Annotated in this window: 18 protein-coding genes; 11 read left to right on the top strand and 7 right to left on the bottom strand. The window is 45.5% G+C overall.

Annotation, left to right across the window (positions count from 1 at the left end):
- Window positions 1–39: 39 nt before the first annotated feature.
- Together BCU12_RS22190 and BCU12_RS22185 are read left to right on the top strand one after the other, a co-directional pair.
- A complete protein-coding gene (locus BCU12_RS22190) occupies window positions 40–1,152 on the top strand; it encodes an outer membrane protein transport protein (protein ID WP_102406817.1) in 1,113 nt (370 codons plus the stop codon).
- A gap of 162 nt (window positions 1,153–1,314) precedes the next feature.
- Window positions 1,315–1,512, top strand: coding sequence for a CPXCG motif-containing cysteine-rich protein (locus BCU12_RS22185; protein ID WP_102406884.1), 198 nt, complete (start codon window positions 1,315–1,317; stop codon window positions 1,510–1,512).
- Window positions 1,513–1,524: 12 nt separating this feature from the next.
- Here the strand turns inward: BCU12_RS22185 and BCU12_RS22180 are convergent, their stop codons facing one another.
- From BCU12_RS22180 to BCU12_RS22170, 3 genes are all read right to left on the bottom strand, one after another.
- A complete protein-coding gene (locus BCU12_RS22180) occupies window positions 1,525–1,962 on the bottom strand; it encodes a glycine zipper family protein (protein ID WP_102406815.1) in 438 nt (145 codons plus the stop codon).
- A 70-nt stretch (window positions 1,963–2,032) separates the two neighbouring features.
- A complete protein-coding gene (locus tag BCU12_RS22175) occupies window positions 2,033–2,749 on the bottom strand; it encodes a hypothetical protein (RefSeq protein WP_102406813.1) in 717 nt (238 codons plus the stop codon).
- 136 nt (window positions 2,750–2,885) lie between these two features.
- Window positions 2,886–3,725 (bottom strand): LysR family transcriptional regulator, encoded by an 840-nt coding sequence (locus BCU12_RS22170; RefSeq protein ID WP_102406811.1) that lies wholly within the window; start codon window positions 3,723–3,725, stop codon window positions 2,886–2,888.
- A gap of 274 nt (window positions 3,726–3,999) precedes the next feature.
- On the opposite strand from BCU12_RS22170, the gene gntH reads away from it, so the two are divergent.
- The 9 genes from gntH (at window position 4,000) to BCU12_RS22125 (ending at window position 10,475) form a co-directional block, all read left to right on the top strand.
- The gene (gene gntH / locus BCU12_RS22165) at window positions 4,000–5,619 is read left to right on the top strand and encodes a guanitoxin biosynthesis MBL fold metallo-hydrolase GntH (protein WP_102406809.1); all 1,620 of its coding nucleotides are present in this window, start codon (window positions 4,000–4,002) and stop codon (window positions 5,617–5,619) included.
- A 118-nt stretch (window positions 5,620–5,737) separates the two neighbouring features.
- Window positions 5,738–6,262: a hypothetical protein gene (locus tag BCU12_RS22160; RefSeq protein WP_102406807.1), complete on the top strand. Its 525-nt coding sequence runs from the start codon at window positions 5,738–5,740 to the stop codon at window positions 6,260–6,262.
- Between the two features lie 127 nt (window positions 6,263–6,389).
- Window positions 6,390–6,905 carry a hypothetical protein gene (locus tag BCU12_RS22155; protein ID WP_102406805.1) on the top strand — a complete coding sequence of 172 codons (516 nt, stop codon included), beginning with the start codon at window positions 6,390–6,392 and terminating at the stop codon, window positions 6,903–6,905.
- Between the two features lie 233 nt (window positions 6,906–7,138).
- On the top strand, window positions 7,139–7,561 hold the full coding sequence (locus BCU12_RS22150) for a VOC family protein (RefSeq protein ID WP_102406803.1): 423 nt from the start codon (window positions 7,139–7,141) through the stop codon (window positions 7,559–7,561).
- Window positions 7,562–7,596: 35 nt separating this feature from the next.
- Window positions 7,597–8,136 (top strand): GNAT family protein, encoded by a 540-nt coding sequence (locus BCU12_RS22145; protein ID WP_102406801.1) that lies wholly within the window; start codon window positions 7,597–7,599, stop codon window positions 8,134–8,136.
- Window positions 8,133–8,615, top strand: a complete 483-nt coding sequence (locus tag BCU12_RS22140; protein WP_102406799.1) for a GNAT family N-acetyltransferase — start codon at window positions 8,133–8,135, stop codon at window positions 8,613–8,615. Before BCU12_RS22145 ends, BCU12_RS22140 begins: the two co-directional genes overlap by 4 nt.
- A gap of 55 nt (window positions 8,616–8,670) precedes the next feature.
- On the top strand, window positions 8,671–9,210 hold the full coding sequence (locus BCU12_RS22135) for a hydrolase (protein ID WP_102406797.1): 540 nt from the start codon (window positions 8,671–8,673) through the stop codon (window positions 9,208–9,210).
- A 75-nt stretch (window positions 9,211–9,285) separates the two neighbouring features.
- Window positions 9,286–9,741: an NUDIX domain-containing protein gene (locus BCU12_RS22130; protein ID WP_102406796.1), complete on the top strand. Its 456-nt coding sequence runs from the start codon at window positions 9,286–9,288 to the stop codon at window positions 9,739–9,741.
- Window positions 9,742–9,848: 107 nt separating this feature from the next.
- Window positions 9,849–10,475 (top strand): LysE family translocator, encoded by a 627-nt coding sequence (locus BCU12_RS22125; protein ID WP_102406794.1) that lies wholly within the window; start codon window positions 9,849–9,851, stop codon window positions 10,473–10,475.
- A 66-nt stretch (window positions 10,476–10,541) separates the two neighbouring features.
- Here BCU12_RS22125 and gndA read toward each other — a convergent pair whose 3' ends face one another.
- The 4 genes from gndA to BCU12_RS22105 all read right to left on the bottom strand — a co-directional run bounded on the left by gndA (window position 10,542) and on the right by BCU12_RS22105 (window position 14,527).
- The gene (gndA, locus tag BCU12_RS22120) at window positions 10,542–12,053 is read right to left on the bottom strand and encodes an NADP-dependent phosphogluconate dehydrogenase (RefSeq protein WP_102406792.1); all 1,512 of its coding nucleotides are present in this window, start codon (window positions 12,051–12,053) and stop codon (window positions 10,542–10,544) included.
- Window positions 12,054–12,554, bottom strand: coding sequence for a gluconokinase (locus tag BCU12_RS22115; protein WP_102406790.1), 501 nt, complete (start codon window positions 12,552–12,554; stop codon window positions 12,054–12,056).
- 103 nt (window positions 12,555–12,657) lie between these two features.
- Window positions 12,658–13,977 carry a TRAP transporter large permease subunit gene (locus BCU12_RS22110; RefSeq protein WP_102406788.1) on the bottom strand — a complete coding sequence of 440 codons (1,320 nt, stop codon included), beginning with the start codon at window positions 13,975–13,977 and terminating at the stop codon, window positions 12,658–12,660.
- Window positions 13,970–14,527 (bottom strand): TRAP transporter small permease subunit, encoded by a 558-nt coding sequence (locus BCU12_RS22105; protein WP_102406786.1) that lies wholly within the window; start codon window positions 14,525–14,527, stop codon window positions 13,970–13,972. The genes BCU12_RS22110 and BCU12_RS22105 overlap by 8 nt, the downstream gene beginning before the upstream one ends.
- Window positions 14,528–14,612 lie beyond the last annotated feature (85 nt).

Genomic DNA, 14,612 nt, shown 5'->3' with positions numbered 1-14,612 from the left:
CTATTAATAATATTAACCACTTAACTTGAGACCTAATTCTTGAAAGTTCACCTAATCACGCTGTCTCTGCTTTTAGCTGAAACAGCGGGTTCTTTCGCATACGCGGGAGGACTCAATCTATCTCAAATCGCCACAACAGAAAGTGTTGGCACAGCCGGTGCCGGTAATGTCACCTCAAACGACGCTTCTGCCGTCATCACCAATGCGGCTAACCTTTCTGGGATTGATGAAAGCTCCTGGATACTTGGCCTTCAGTACCTAGATGTCGAGTCCAACTTTGTTCGAAGTGATAACGGCTCGTCAACAACGGGCAGCAGCTCAGACATACTTCCCCACCTCTCTTACGCAACCCGAATAAATGATAAATGGGTTGGCGGCGTTGCACTCCACGCAGCCGGAGGCGTGAGCGTAAAGTACTCTCAAGGTGTGGGGGCGAATTCCGCTCAGTTGATTAACGAGAATAGTATTGCCGCGCTGAACCTCACCTCGTCTTTATCTTATCAAGTTAACGACAATCTATCGTTGGGCGGGTCGTTAATATTGCAGCACGCCGCTCTTGAAGTCAGAGGATTCAATGGACTTGAAGTGAAAGGTGACAGCGTTGATCTCGGATTCGCGTTGAGCCTCAGTCATAACATCAGTGAAGACACTCAATTAGGAGTCAATTATCAAGGTCAGTTTGACCACGATCTTTCCATCGAGAAGCTAAATAGTTTTGGGCTAAACACCGAACTCACCTGGGTTGAAACTCTGAGCCTAGGATTACGTCACGCGCTTAATGAAGACGTAAATGTGCTGCTTAGCGCGAATATGGAAGCGTGGCAGGATTACGATGACAAATATTCGGCCACCTACTCTTTTGGCTTTGGCTTAGAGTATGCGTATGAGAGTTGGCTGCTTTACAGTGGTGTAAGTGGCGATACAAGCTCTGTTGATAGCCAAAATAGAGACGTTCTATTGCCACTCGATCAACAATGGCGTATTGGGTTTGGTGCGGAACGCAAGATATCCCATGATTTACAGTTAGGCCTGAGTTATCAATTCCAGCACCTCGGCGACGGTGAAATCAATGCCAATTCTGGACTGTTCCAACCAAACGGCCATTATTCGACCAACAGAGTCCATTTCTTGGCACTCTCACTTCGATATTAGTGAGTAAGTTTGCTAGTAGCCCATCCACTTGAAGGTGGGCTATGCTTATTCTTTCTGTTTCAGTTATTCTTTCTGTATCAGTTATTCTTTCTGTATCAGTGCGCAAACATGCCACTTATAAAGGCTTTTTACCTTGCCTCCGTTTGCTATGAGGAGTTGCATTTGAATCAACTAGTTGAGAGATCCATTGACTGCCCATACTGTGGGGAGCACTTACACGTTCTCATCGATACAACCGATATCGGCACTCAATACATTGAAGACTGCCAAGTGTGTTGCCGTCCCATTACGTTTCTTGTCACTGAAGATTCAGACGAAGATTACCATGTCAGTGTTTTCAGTGAAGACGAATCATTTTGAATGCGACAGTGATCAGTTGAGTGCGATGTACCCTCGCCCTTGCATGCAGTTACGCATAAGATCGTCACGCTCTTTTTGATTGGCTGACGCAGCGGCATTTTTAGATCCTCTGCCCGACAATACCCCCACTGTCGTTCCAATCGCGGCGCCCGTTTTTGCTGCGCTACTTCCTGAGTTTCCAGACACACTGCCTGCTATCGCCCCCGCAGTGGCACCACGCAGGCCTCGTTTTACTCCCTGCTCTACTGCGCCTTGCCCCTCGTTGTGACCGACATTATCCAGTAAGTGATAGCACTGCTGATGATCGTCATTGAACTCGGTAGCGTCATACTGAGACTGATCAAAAATAATACTATGAGCATTGGCATACGTCGGCATAGCCGCAAACAGCAATACCCCAATGGCGGCCGCTGCATTAATGATTCGGTTGCGCAGAGATTCGTTTTTCATAAGATTGCCCCTTCACAAAGGTGGCAAATCCGTCTGCCTATTAGATAGTCGTGATTAAGTGATTAAGTGATCAAAAATCGTAAGAAAGACCAAGCGTAACAACATTGTCGTTGTCAATTGGGCCCATTGACGCGCCGTTGATAAGTAGCTCCCCTTCATTGGTATTGAAATAGGTGTATTTCACGTATGGCGTCCAATCATTGATCGTTTTAGAAAGCACGAACTCATGTTCATTGGTGCGATAATCCCCTTGTATGAAACCATCACCGATAGAAGAATTTATATAGCCATTAGAGCCATCGCTTTTTTCGTGGGTGTATAGGTAATCAAGATTCCAGCCACCTAGAGAATACCCAGCACCGGCCAAAAACTTGTTGGTATTGATGCTCGTGTCACTCAAGTTTTCTAATACCTGGCCAGATTGTTTGTATCCCAAACCACCAAGTACATAAAGGTTCTCAGTAAACTGGTAGTCCAGAATACCTTCAACCAAAATTTCTTCGCCTGTTTCCCACTTACCTAATTCGCCATAAAGATTAAATGTGAGTGAGTCGTTTATCTGGAAGTCATGGCCATAACCCGCGGCTAACCAGCCTTGATCATCAAAGCCGATATAGACTTGACCATTTTCAGACGTGTCAATCAGCGCGCCCGCTTCTGTTGTATAAACACCCTTGTCAGCGGCGTTCGAAGCCACATTTTGTTCCACATAAACTTGAGTAGAACTGGCAAAAGCGGCGCTACTTGCCAGTGAAAGAGATAGGGCGATTAAGGTTCTTTTTTTCATGAATTCTCCAGTGCAGTTGAGCTTGATTAACTGCTGGAGATTATGAAACGTAAGCTTGATTTAATTAAGACGGTCAACTTTAGATGAAACATCAACGCTATTTATGGTTAAGACCATCTAGGCACTTTGATTCACTTTATCTGTTTTGCATGAGTGCCGACTTTAGCGATTCACGAACTTTCATGTGTTGTTCATCTTTTGCGTAACGTCGGTGATAGAGCATTCTGAATTTGATTGGCCTTAGCTTAAAGGGAAATGTGTGCACCCTAAGGTTTAGCGCTGGTGCGAGTTTTTCAGCTAAGGAACGAGTCGATGCAGCAATGTAATCGGTTGAGCTCGCCAACATCAACATACTAGAAATAGAGCTGGTTTCTATTCGCACGTTACGTGGCTCAATATCACTCTCAGACAAAAATTCTACGGTGTTCATATCTGCACGTCTTATTTTGAGGGCGATATGCTCTTCGTGAAAATACTCTTCTTTCGTTAATGATTCGCCAATACGTGGATGGTCAATACGAGTTAAGCAGACTGGCTCTTCATCAAATAAGACCTCTTCAATCAAAGAGTGTTTCTTGCTAGAAATAACATCAACCACAATATCCACTTTCTGAGCGATCAACGCGTCAAACAACTCATTCTCTTCTAACGGAGCTTCGGTAAAGTTCACGCCTTCGACACCACTAATGAAATGCAGCAAGCTCTCGGTGCAATAGACGTTAAGATTGGCTGTTTGCTGCTCAACCGTACCGATGATATTCAGAGGATCTTCTATTTTATTCGCGAGCGACACCGCCGCCCCTGTGGGTGCAATGCCTCTGCCTTCCCGAACAAACAGGGTTTTCCCAACCACCGATTCAAGTCGCTTAATGGCTGCGCTCACCGCAGGTTGAGTCAGGTCTAACTGATCAGAAGCCGCCGTAATGGAGCCGTGTTTGTACACCGCTAAGAATGTCGTCAGTAGATTCAAGTCCAATTTTGTCTCTCACTTTTATTATCGTGAATCATCACATTAGCAATGGATCATCACAGGCACTGTTCATTGTTCATAGCTTATTGCTTATTGCTTATTGCTTATAAACAGCGAAACACACTGAGGCAATATCAACCAGGAAACATAAATTCAGTTTATGTTTAAAGCATAGTTCACTCTATATAACAAACCTCCACTTATCAATAAACTTGTTTGCATCGGAGTGAGGAAGGAACTTCATTTCAACTTTTAAAGACTCAAACCGATAGGTGGAACTATGAAAACTTACGCAAAATTATCCGTTATCTCTACAGCAATGATTATTGCAACCACGGCTTTCGCTGCTGACCCAATGATGGAGTACAACACAAAGCAAACCAATTCTGAGATACAGAAACTTCAAAAATTCGAATACCACGATGGTGAAACATTAGAAGAGTATTTGGCAACGCAACCTGAAGGCAACCTGTATTCGTCTGAAGAAGAAGTATTGGCGGTTCTAATGGGCGGTGTAAACAACGGTGACTACCGTAAAGAAACCAACACTGGCTGGAAAGAAGGGTTAATGTTTGAAGGCATCGCACCGTATGGTGACCACATGGTGTCTGGCGCTAACTGGTTCCCTCGTACTGAAGAAGTTCAACCTGACGAAATGCGCGTCACCTTCATGGGTACGTCACCAATGATTCGCCCAGGGCAAGCCAACACATCAATCTATGTCGAACTCGGCAACGGCTCTAATTTTGTCTTCGATCTGGGTGAAGGATCAATCGCGAACTACGTCGCCGCGGGTGTCGCAATGAACGAGCTTGACCACATCTTCATCACTCACTTACACGTTGATCACTACGGCTCACTGCCTTACTTGTATCAATTCGGTGGCTGGAACGGCCGCTGGGAAAAACCGCTCAACATCTATGGGCCAAGTGGCGCAACACCGGAATACGGTACGCGACACATGGTTGAAGGCATGCAACAAATGCTGAACTGGCACACAGATGCGTTTGATGTATTCCCTTCTGGTAACGACATAGTTGTTCATGAATTCGATTTCCGTGATGATGGCGGTGTGATTTACGACAAAGACAACGTGGAAGTGATCCACTGGCGACGCAGCCACGCTAAAGATGGGGCATCAGGCTACCGTTTGAACTGGACACAAGATGATGGACGCGTGCTGTCGTTCGTATGGACAGGTGACGGCCGACCAACAGAACTCGACCTGAAATACGCGAAAGGCGCGGATCTGTTCATTACTGAATTACAAACAGAAACGTTTGGTGTTTCATCCATCATTCAAGGTGTACCACCGTTCCTAGCACGATACACAGTCGATACACACCACACGCCAGCTTACGCAGCGGGTTATGTGGCAAACGAAGTACAACCGCGCTTATTTATGACAACACACATGACGTTTGACCCTTACCTCAACGAAGAAACGGTCGCGGAAGTTCGTCACCACTGGCAAGGCCCATATCACTTCGGTGCGCCAGACGGCATTGTCGTGAACATGACCAAAGACAACGCGTGGGTTCGTGAAGGCATACTTCCAGACTTCCCGAACGCAAGAGCGCCACAATTTGATATGGCTGATGGCTCAGAGTTCAGAATTCCAATGCCGAAAAACAGCCGTGAAGACATTCAAGAGCAAGAGATACGTGATTTAGAGTTAGACCCGAAACTGTACTACCCAGAAGGCTACATGCCTGAGTTATTAACAGAATGGCCGGTCGACCGCGATATTGTTATGCCAGCAGAGCAAATCCCTGCGTCGATGAAGGATGGTATGAACACGAAGCAAGAGTACATGGATAGAGTACGTGAACACCACGGCTTGGAGCGTCAGTCAGTGACTCGCCCAACCCAACCCGGTGAAGCGGTCACAACAGACTAAGAGTAAACACCACTGAACGAGAGGGCTAAACGCATTACCGCGAGCCATGCCCTCTCCTAACCAAACTTACGCTTATTTATCTATCACATTTTGTACTTACTCACTATTGGAGTTCAACATGAAAAAATCAATCATCGCAACGGTCGTTTTGGCATTGGTGTCTAGCACTGCATTTGCAAGCGCTCAAGAAACGACTATTTCAAACGCTCAAGACTACCACCCAGGCGCTATTAACAATCAAGAACGCCTTGGAGACATTGACCCAAACTACCAACTCACCATGCCGTCAGAGAAAGAAGGCTACACCATGTACGACAACCCTTACATGTCTGAAAAGGGAACGTACTCCACATACGAAAAGCCAAACCCAGGCGATGATCGACACGTTGCTGACGCTGGCTCATTGAAAATCACTCATGGTCAAGGTGGCGTCATCATGACCGATTACACCACAAAAAATGGAGAGAACGCTTTCTCAGTGATGTGTGGTTACACGTCTGGTCCTTCTTACTGGGCAGACAGTAAGCCAGCCAACGTATGTAAAGACGCTCAGGAACTGGCCGTTGCGCTTGAAGCTAAAGGTGAATGGCAAATGAAACCAATGACTTACACCGTCGCACCAGCAAGAATCAGCGCTGATTGATCGAACGCGACAACTGAATGTTCACTAACACAAAGGTTTTCGCTAGCACAAGGGAATGGAAGCAAAGGGATCAACACAACACTCGGTTGATCCCTGACAAACTAACAAAATACGCAAGGTCTATTCTATGAAAAACATCACTAAATCTCTTATTCTTACATGCTCACTCATGGCGCCAATGGTCGCGATTTCCGCAGAACATAATCATAGCCATAATCACTTTAACCCAGCGTTAGAGCAGCTAGGCAATGATATTATTGGGCTAACGGTTTGCTACAAAAACGGTTACTTGTCGGATGAAGAGCAAGAGCCCGCTTTTACCAACCTCATCAGTCACGCGGACGTATCTGGCGAAGAATTAGGAATGTTTTACATGGATAAGCTAGGGCCAAAAGCAGAAGAAATCATGGGTGACAAAGACGCGAGCGCACTTTGGACAGAAGACTACTGCTCTGATTTAACTCAGGTGTATCTGGACACCGATCAACTCGCACATACGAAGAATCAACAACACGACCATTCCCATGATCATGGCCATAGCCACGGTCACAATCACGGTCACAGCCACGGCGAACATGTTGAAGTATCAGCAGAGACGTTAGAGCATGACATTCAGCAAGGTCGACTGCTCAGCATTCAATAATCGACTAGCCGTCGCTCACGACACCAAGCATTGGCCAATGATTAATGCTCGAGATAAAACGCTACGGAACACAAGAGTTCCAATCGAAAACGATTCCACCTAAGTAGGGGGAAAACTTCGGTTTTTCCCTTATTTTCTCTCTCTATCCCCAAAACAAACCATGCGCTTAAGTTCAATTTTCTTTATCCTATAGCCCTCAGGAATAGTGACACCCTACCCATAAGGTAAAGATAATGAAGCAGTCCATTATTCATATCGCATTAGTCGTCAATGATTACGATGAAGCCATCGACTTCTACGTCAACAAACTCAAGTTTGAACTGATCGAAGACTCCTACCAACCAGAGCAAGATAAGCGTTGGGTTGTGGTCTCTCCCCCTGGTTCAAATGGCGTGACGTTATTGCTGGCTAAAGCCTCAAAGCCTGAGCAAAACAATTTCATTGGCAATCAATCTGGTGGCCGAGTATTCCTATTCTTGAGTACCGATGATTTCTGGCGCGACTACAACCGAATGGTGTCTGAAGGGATTAGATTTATAAGAGATCCCCAAGAACAAGACTACGGAACCGTTGCTGTTTTTGAAGATCTTTACGGCAACCTTTGGGATCTATTACAACTCAGCCCCAATCATCCATTAGCCTCAAGAAACCGCTAATTGGAATGTCACCTTCTCGACTTATAGGCCAAACAATGTTTCAGCTCACCACACCCAATCTGATCATTAGAGACATGCGTTTCAGTGACGAAGCCGACTTTGTGGCTTTGTCTCAAGACGCGAAGTATCAACGTTTCTATGAAGAGTCCGATTGTACTCCTGAAAAATATAAAGAGTTGACCCACTTGTTTGTCGAGCAATCTCTAGAAACACCGCGAAAGGCTTTCCAACTGGCGATAGAACACAAACAAAGTGGCCAGTTCATCGGCATTGTTTGCTTACGATTGGAAGAGAACCAGCAGGCGTCTATGGGTTGTGGGCTTTCGCGACACTTTCAAGGAAGCGGTCTGATAAAGGAAGCCGCTCTGGCGCTGGTTGATTATGGTTTCACCACGCTCAATGTGCATAGAATCTATGCGGAAACCATCAGCAAAAATCGTTCAGCGATTAAGCTGTGTCAATCGTTAGGCATGAGGCAAGAGGCGCATTTCAAAGAACATCGATTTTTTAAAAACCAATGGTGGGATACGATAGTGTTAGCAGTGTTGCGTTCAGAATGGCAGGAACTTAAATGATTCAAATAAGGCGATTTGAAGAAACAGACAGTGAAAGCGTAAGAAAAATCACCTTGCTAGACGGGCAAGCACAGTTTGCAGAAACAGCCGAAGAGTTTCTGAATGATCACACGCTCAGCACTCACAAACATGTTATTCAATATAATGACGAGATTGTTGGCTTTTTTAAACTGGATACCGTCTACCCTTTAAGCAATGACTTTTGCCCAAAACGCGCCATTGGACTGAGAAAGTTTGTTATTGATTCAACAATGCAAGGCAAAGGCATCGGCTCAAAAGCGGTGTCGGAATTACTGGATTATCTTAATCATCATTACACCGACTACTCCGACATTGTCTTGACCGTAAACTGTAAGAATCAGAATGCACGAGCCTGTTACCTTAAAACCGGGTTCATCGATTCTGGAGAGTTGTATCTCGCCGGCCCGTCAGGCCCACAACATATCATGAGTACCAGAATAAAAGCGGCAAACACATAATCGAAACGGCAAGACAACGTGAATACAAAGCAGCACAACACCGTACGGAGGCCACATGTTGCAACGGGAAAACACCGGCTTAATCGTCGTCGACATTCAAGGTAAACTGGCCAAGTCCGTTCATGATAGCGATACCATGATTGAGAACTGCAGAAAGCTCATTCTAGGCGCTCAATCTCTTGATCTCCCTATCATTTGGGTAGAGCAAAACCCCGAGAAACTGGGCTCAACCGTTGAAGCACTGAGCACATTACTCGCCCCCCAAACACCGTTGGCCAAGTTCACTTTTAGCGCCTGCGACGAACCCTCTTTTATCGAGTCCGTTGAAAATAGCGGTGTCAGGCAATTCTTGGTCTGCGGTATTGAAACCCACATCTGCGTTTACCAAACGGCCATGGCACTTAAGCAACGAGGCTTGACGATACAGATTGTGGGTGATTGCGTGTCATCACGAACGGAAGAGAACAAGCAGCTGGCGTTAAATCGGCTGGCAGCGAATGGCATCGAAACCACCGGCATTGAAATGTGCCTGTATGAACTCGTTAAAGACTGCCGTGCCAGCGAATTTAAAACGATCCTTAAACTCATCAAATAGACAGCGGCAATTTCCAGAACTGATAATCCATGCGCATTCAACCCAAATAACAGCATTAACCAAAGGAAAGACATAATGATACCTCTTAGCACTGCCATCGTTTCCGGCGTAGCCATCTCAAACATAAACGGCGTTCCAAAAATATTACTGATGAAACGAGTGAAAGGCGGATACTGGTGTCACGTTGCAGGATCGATAGAAGAAGGTGAAACAGGCGTAGAGGCCATCGTGCGAGAGTTCAAAGAAGAGACTCAGATCGATGTATCTACATTGTATAACGGCCACTACATCGACAATTTTTATGAACCTCATGTCAATGTGATGCAGCTTATCCCTGTCTTTGCCGTGTACTGTGAAGACAATCAAGAAGTTATTTTGAATGATGAGCATACCGAATTTCGTTGGTGCTCCATTGAAGAAGCCCTTGAACTTACCCCGTTCCCTGGTCAGCATGGTGTCTATCGCCATATATGGGCTCAATTCGTTGAACGCCAGCCGAACAAACACCTCTTGATTTACAAAAAGTCATAGCCTACGTTAGAAACGTTTTTGCGATGCATTCTTAAGTTTGTTCGTAGATTACACACTCAAATTGAGCGAGTATTAACGGCTCGTTCATTTCAACACAAGGAAGTACTATGTTCCCTCTCGACGTCTTTATTGCTTATACACTCGCGTGTTTACTATTGGTTATCTCACCTGGGCCAGACAATTTACTCGCAATCGGTCGTGGTCTCAGCCAAGGAAAACTCGCCGCATTAGTGTCTGGCATGTCATCTGGAGCGGGCATTCTATTTCACGTGGTTGCTGCAACTTTCGGTTTAACGCTTTTAATTCAAACCTCTGAAATCGCTTTTTATGTGGTCAAACTGATTGGTGCAGGCTACTTACTTTGGTTGGGAATAAAGGTATTACGCTCTCGAAATCTTTTTTCACTTGAGCCAGCCAAGAAACAATCTATCGGTTCGATTTTCACGACAGGCTTTCTGTCTGCTGCGCTCAACCCTAAACCAGGCATGTTTGTGCTCGCGTTTTTGCCACAGTTCGTGAACCCAAGTTTGGGCTCGGTCACTGCTCAAATGATTGGCTATGGTGTGTGGTTTGCACTGTTGACCGCAATCGGTTTTAGCTTGATGGGTGTGTTTTCTTCGAAATTGTCTCGTTGGTTAACGAACAAGCCGAAACTGGTTTCAGGTTTGAATATCGGCGCAGGCGTGACATTTGTGTCATCCGGGCTAGCCATCGCGTTCATGAAGCAGCGTTAAATCACCATCAAGAAATAGACTGAATATAAAGCACGACCTCTGTAACATGGCCGTGCTTTCCACCCATTAAGATGACACCTTGTGCTGAGACCTAGTCGCTTGACTCCACATTAGGTGAAACTTCTCTTCTTCTGCTGCATCCACTCTCGAATAAGTATGAGAACCAAAGTAATCTCTCTGGGCTTGCAACAAGTTTGCTGGCAGTACGTCACAGCGTAACGAATCATAGTAGCTCAAAGCTGAACCAATACCCGGCACCGGTACCCCATACAATACTGAGTTCGAAACGGACGTTCTCCACGCTAGCTCTCGACTCTCAATCTGCTTGATGAACGTTCCATCAAACAACAAATTGGCCAGTAAGCTATTGTTTTGATAGGCCACCACAATACCCTGCAAGAATGCAGCTCTGATGATACAACCTGCACGCCAAACCTTCGATATTTCGCTTAAATCTAGCTGCCAGCCCTGTTTATCCGACGCTGTTTTCAGCAGATCAAAGCCTTGGGCATAAACAACCAATTTTGCACAGTACAAAGCGTCATGCAGTTCGGCAATCACGTCCTCTTTGTTATTCTTTCGCGAGTTCGTAATCCGCCCTTTCAGTAGTTGATGACCTTGTTGACGCGTGTCTCTTTGGTTACTCATCGCTCGGGCATATACGGCCTGCGCGATAGTCGGTGTCGGGCAACCTTCTTGTAAACTGTTTACTGCCGTCCACAATCCTGTTCCCTTTTGCCCTGCTTTATCCAGAACGACTTCAACAAAAGGTTTTCCAGTAATAGGGTCTTGTTGCTGTAAAATGTCAGCACTGATTTCTATCAGGTAGCTTTTCAGAACCCCTTTATTCCACTGTTCAAAGACCAACCCAATCTCTTTCGCAGGCATCTCTAATACATCACGCATGACGTGGTACACTTCGCAGATAAGCTGCATATCGGCGTATTCAATGCCGTTATGGACCATTTTTACATAGTGACCGGAACCCGCAGGGCCGACATACGCAGCGCACGCTTCACCCTGCTCAAATTGACCGACAGGCAGGCCTTTGTTATCAACTTTCGCTGCAATGGCCGCCCACATTGGCTTAACATATTGCCAGGCTGAATGATCTCCGCTCGCCATTAAGGCCGGACCCACTCGCGCCCCTTCTTCACCACCAGAGACTGCCGTACTAAAAAACCGAAGCTTGTTTTTATAGTGTGATTCACGCGATTCGGTATCTGTCCATAAGCTGTTTCCTGTATCAATGACAATATCGTCACTCTCTAGGCCGGCTTCCAATAAGCCATCAACAACCAAATCGACCGGCTTGCCAGCAGGAACGGACAGAGCGATAACGCGTGGTTTCGTTAATTGCCTAAGTAACTGCTTCAAATTCGGCGCAGGGGTAAATGTCCCTTTGCTCTCATCAGCCAGTTTAAGTTGGTTTGCTTCTTTTACAGCTCGCTGAATATAATCAACGTTTAGATCATAACCGACGACATCGAAACCATTGTCTAATAGGTTGAGTACTAGGCTTTTTCCCATCACACCTAAGCCAATCATCGCAATATGATGGGAGGTTAGAGAAGGCATTTAGTTCACTCCTTTTTGCAGTTGAGACAATGCATCAGCGACAACGTGTTCAACATCTGGAGTAATGTCGACGAACGCCGCTTCACTCATTGTAGGCTCAACCAACGTTGCAAACTGGCTGTTCAGCATCTCTTTCCCGTTAAAGTAGTGATCTTCACGGTTCTTATGTCGGCTCCAAATCGTATCGAAGCTACCTTGAAGATAGACAATCTTTAGCTCTTCATTATTAGCGCGCAGAATATCTCTGTATTGTGGTTTCAAAGCTGAACAGGCAATGACCGCACTTGGTTGGTTAATGAAAATCTCATTAAGCTTTTCTAGCCACCCTTGGCGATCTTCATCGGTCAGTGGAACCCCGTGACGCATTTTTTCCACATTGACTTCAGGGTGAAAATCATCCCCATCAAAGAACTCGATTTCTAAAGCCTCAGCGATACGGCTCCCTACAAGGCTTTTGCCGCAGCCTGAAACACCCATTACCAGTATTTTTTTATTTTTCATAAGACGAGTCTTCCCTTAACCTCTATTTCCATAGGGGCTGACAATCTATTAATACAGTTTCCAACTCTTTGTATCTATTACGGGTATTGCGTTACGCTACGGATTACTGCCACCAAAGCGCAAGCTGTGGGAAAATAATAACCAAAGAAAGAACCAGAATTTGTAAGCCGATGAATGGCAGCAGTGAGGTAAATATCTCACCCAAGGTAATGTCTTTGGGTGCTACCGATTTTAAGTAGAAAGCCGCTGGACCAAATGGTGGCGATAAGAATGAGACCTGCATATTCAAACAGAAAACGACACCAAACCAGATTGGATCATAACCAAGGCTAGTAATAATTGGAACGAAGATCGGCATAGTCAGAAGTGCAACCCCTACCCAATCTAAGAACATACCTAGCACCAGTAATATAGCCATCATGATGAGTAACGTAGCAACGCGATTACCGCCACTGAGCGCAAGGATAGTCTCCTCAACAAAATCAATCCCTCCCATCAGGTTATAAATGCCAACAAGCGCACTGGCACCGATACCAATCCACATGATCATGCCGCAGGTTTTCATCGTTGCGACGGCACTGTCTTTTAACATTGCCCATGACATCTCTTTGCGAATCACCGCACTAATCATGATACCAACAACACCGAGAGCTGAGGCTTCTGTTACCGAAGCAACACCGGTATAAATGCTTCCAAGAACCGTTGCAACAGACAACAGTGGGAAGAACAAAGCTTTAAAGTAGCTCGGCTGATTCTCAAGATCTTCTAACTCATCATCATCTGGAATTGGCGCTAGAGACGGGTTTAACTTACAGCGCACTAAAACGTAGGCGATGTAACATGCCGCTAGAATGAATGCTGGTAAGAAAGACGCTTTAAACAAGTCACCAATCGAAACACTCGCGGTCATGCCGTAGATGATCAAAACAATACTTGGTGGAAGCATGGTACCTAATGCACCACCCGCACATGTCGTGCCAATTGCTAGCTTGCGGTCATACCCTAGGCGCAGCATTTGTGGTAACGCAAGAATACCAAGCAGTACTGTTTCACCACCAATGACGCCAGACATTGATGCTAATAGTACGGCTACCAATAGAGTTTGAACCGCAACCCCGCCACGGACTTTGCGCCCGACAGATTTCATCGCGTCAAACAGATCACGAGCTATACCAGAACGATCAAGCAATGCCGCCATCAATACAAACATTGGAATGGCTAAAAATATATAACCAGAAGAGAAACTGTACATACGACTCGCGATAAGTGGCAGTGCATCAACACCAAACCAACCGAGAGTAAAGAAGATAGCGACAAAACCCGTTACGAAAGCTAACTGCATACCAGTTAACAGTAAACCGATCATCAAAGCCAGCATGAGTAAACTACCCCATGCGATCCCCATTGAAGATAAGTCAAACATCGTTATTCTTCCTTAGGCATTGAATTTCTTGGATAAGATGTAAAATAAATTGAATCACTAGCACACAAAGCGTCACGAAAATCATCCCTTTCAGAAGTGCTGGATAAGGTGGATTCAACGCGGAACCGGATGTTTCTAATCGGAACTCTCCCCACGGAGTAAACCACGCCCCTTCTGCCATGACGTAGGCTGAATAGGCCATTAATCCAGCAAATGCTAATCCGACGGTATGGTGCACTAAGTTGAGGTAACGTCGAGTACGCTCAGAAACGTGGTCATAAATAAGCACAACACGTACATGCTTGTTGTTTGCAAATGAATAGATACCGCCAAAAACAAACAGTACGCCACCAACAAAAGAGGCCGTCTCATGCACCCAAGTTGTTGGAGAATCGAAGACGTAACGCATGACAACTTCATAAAAAGAGATCACAACAGTGATGAGGAAAAGTAAGCTTAGAGCGTTACCAAGCTTGAGAATCCATTTATCCAATAGATTCCTTGGCTGCTCTTCTGGTTCGACTTTAATGTCGGGAGTATTGTCATTCATACCGCTAATATCCCAAAAAGGAAATAGAGGGCGAACACCGCCCTCTGAACTGTATTTCTCTACTGAACTTCGCGTTTGAGTATCG

The sequence above is a fragment of the Vibrio sp. 10N.261.55.A7 genome (assembly GCF_002877365.1).
Taxonomy (GTDB): Bacteria; Pseudomonadota; Gammaproteobacteria; order Enterobacterales; family Vibrionaceae; genus Vibrio.
The sequence above is the reverse complement of the archived record's forward strand: the minus strand, read 5'-3'. Positions and strand labels throughout refer to the sequence as shown.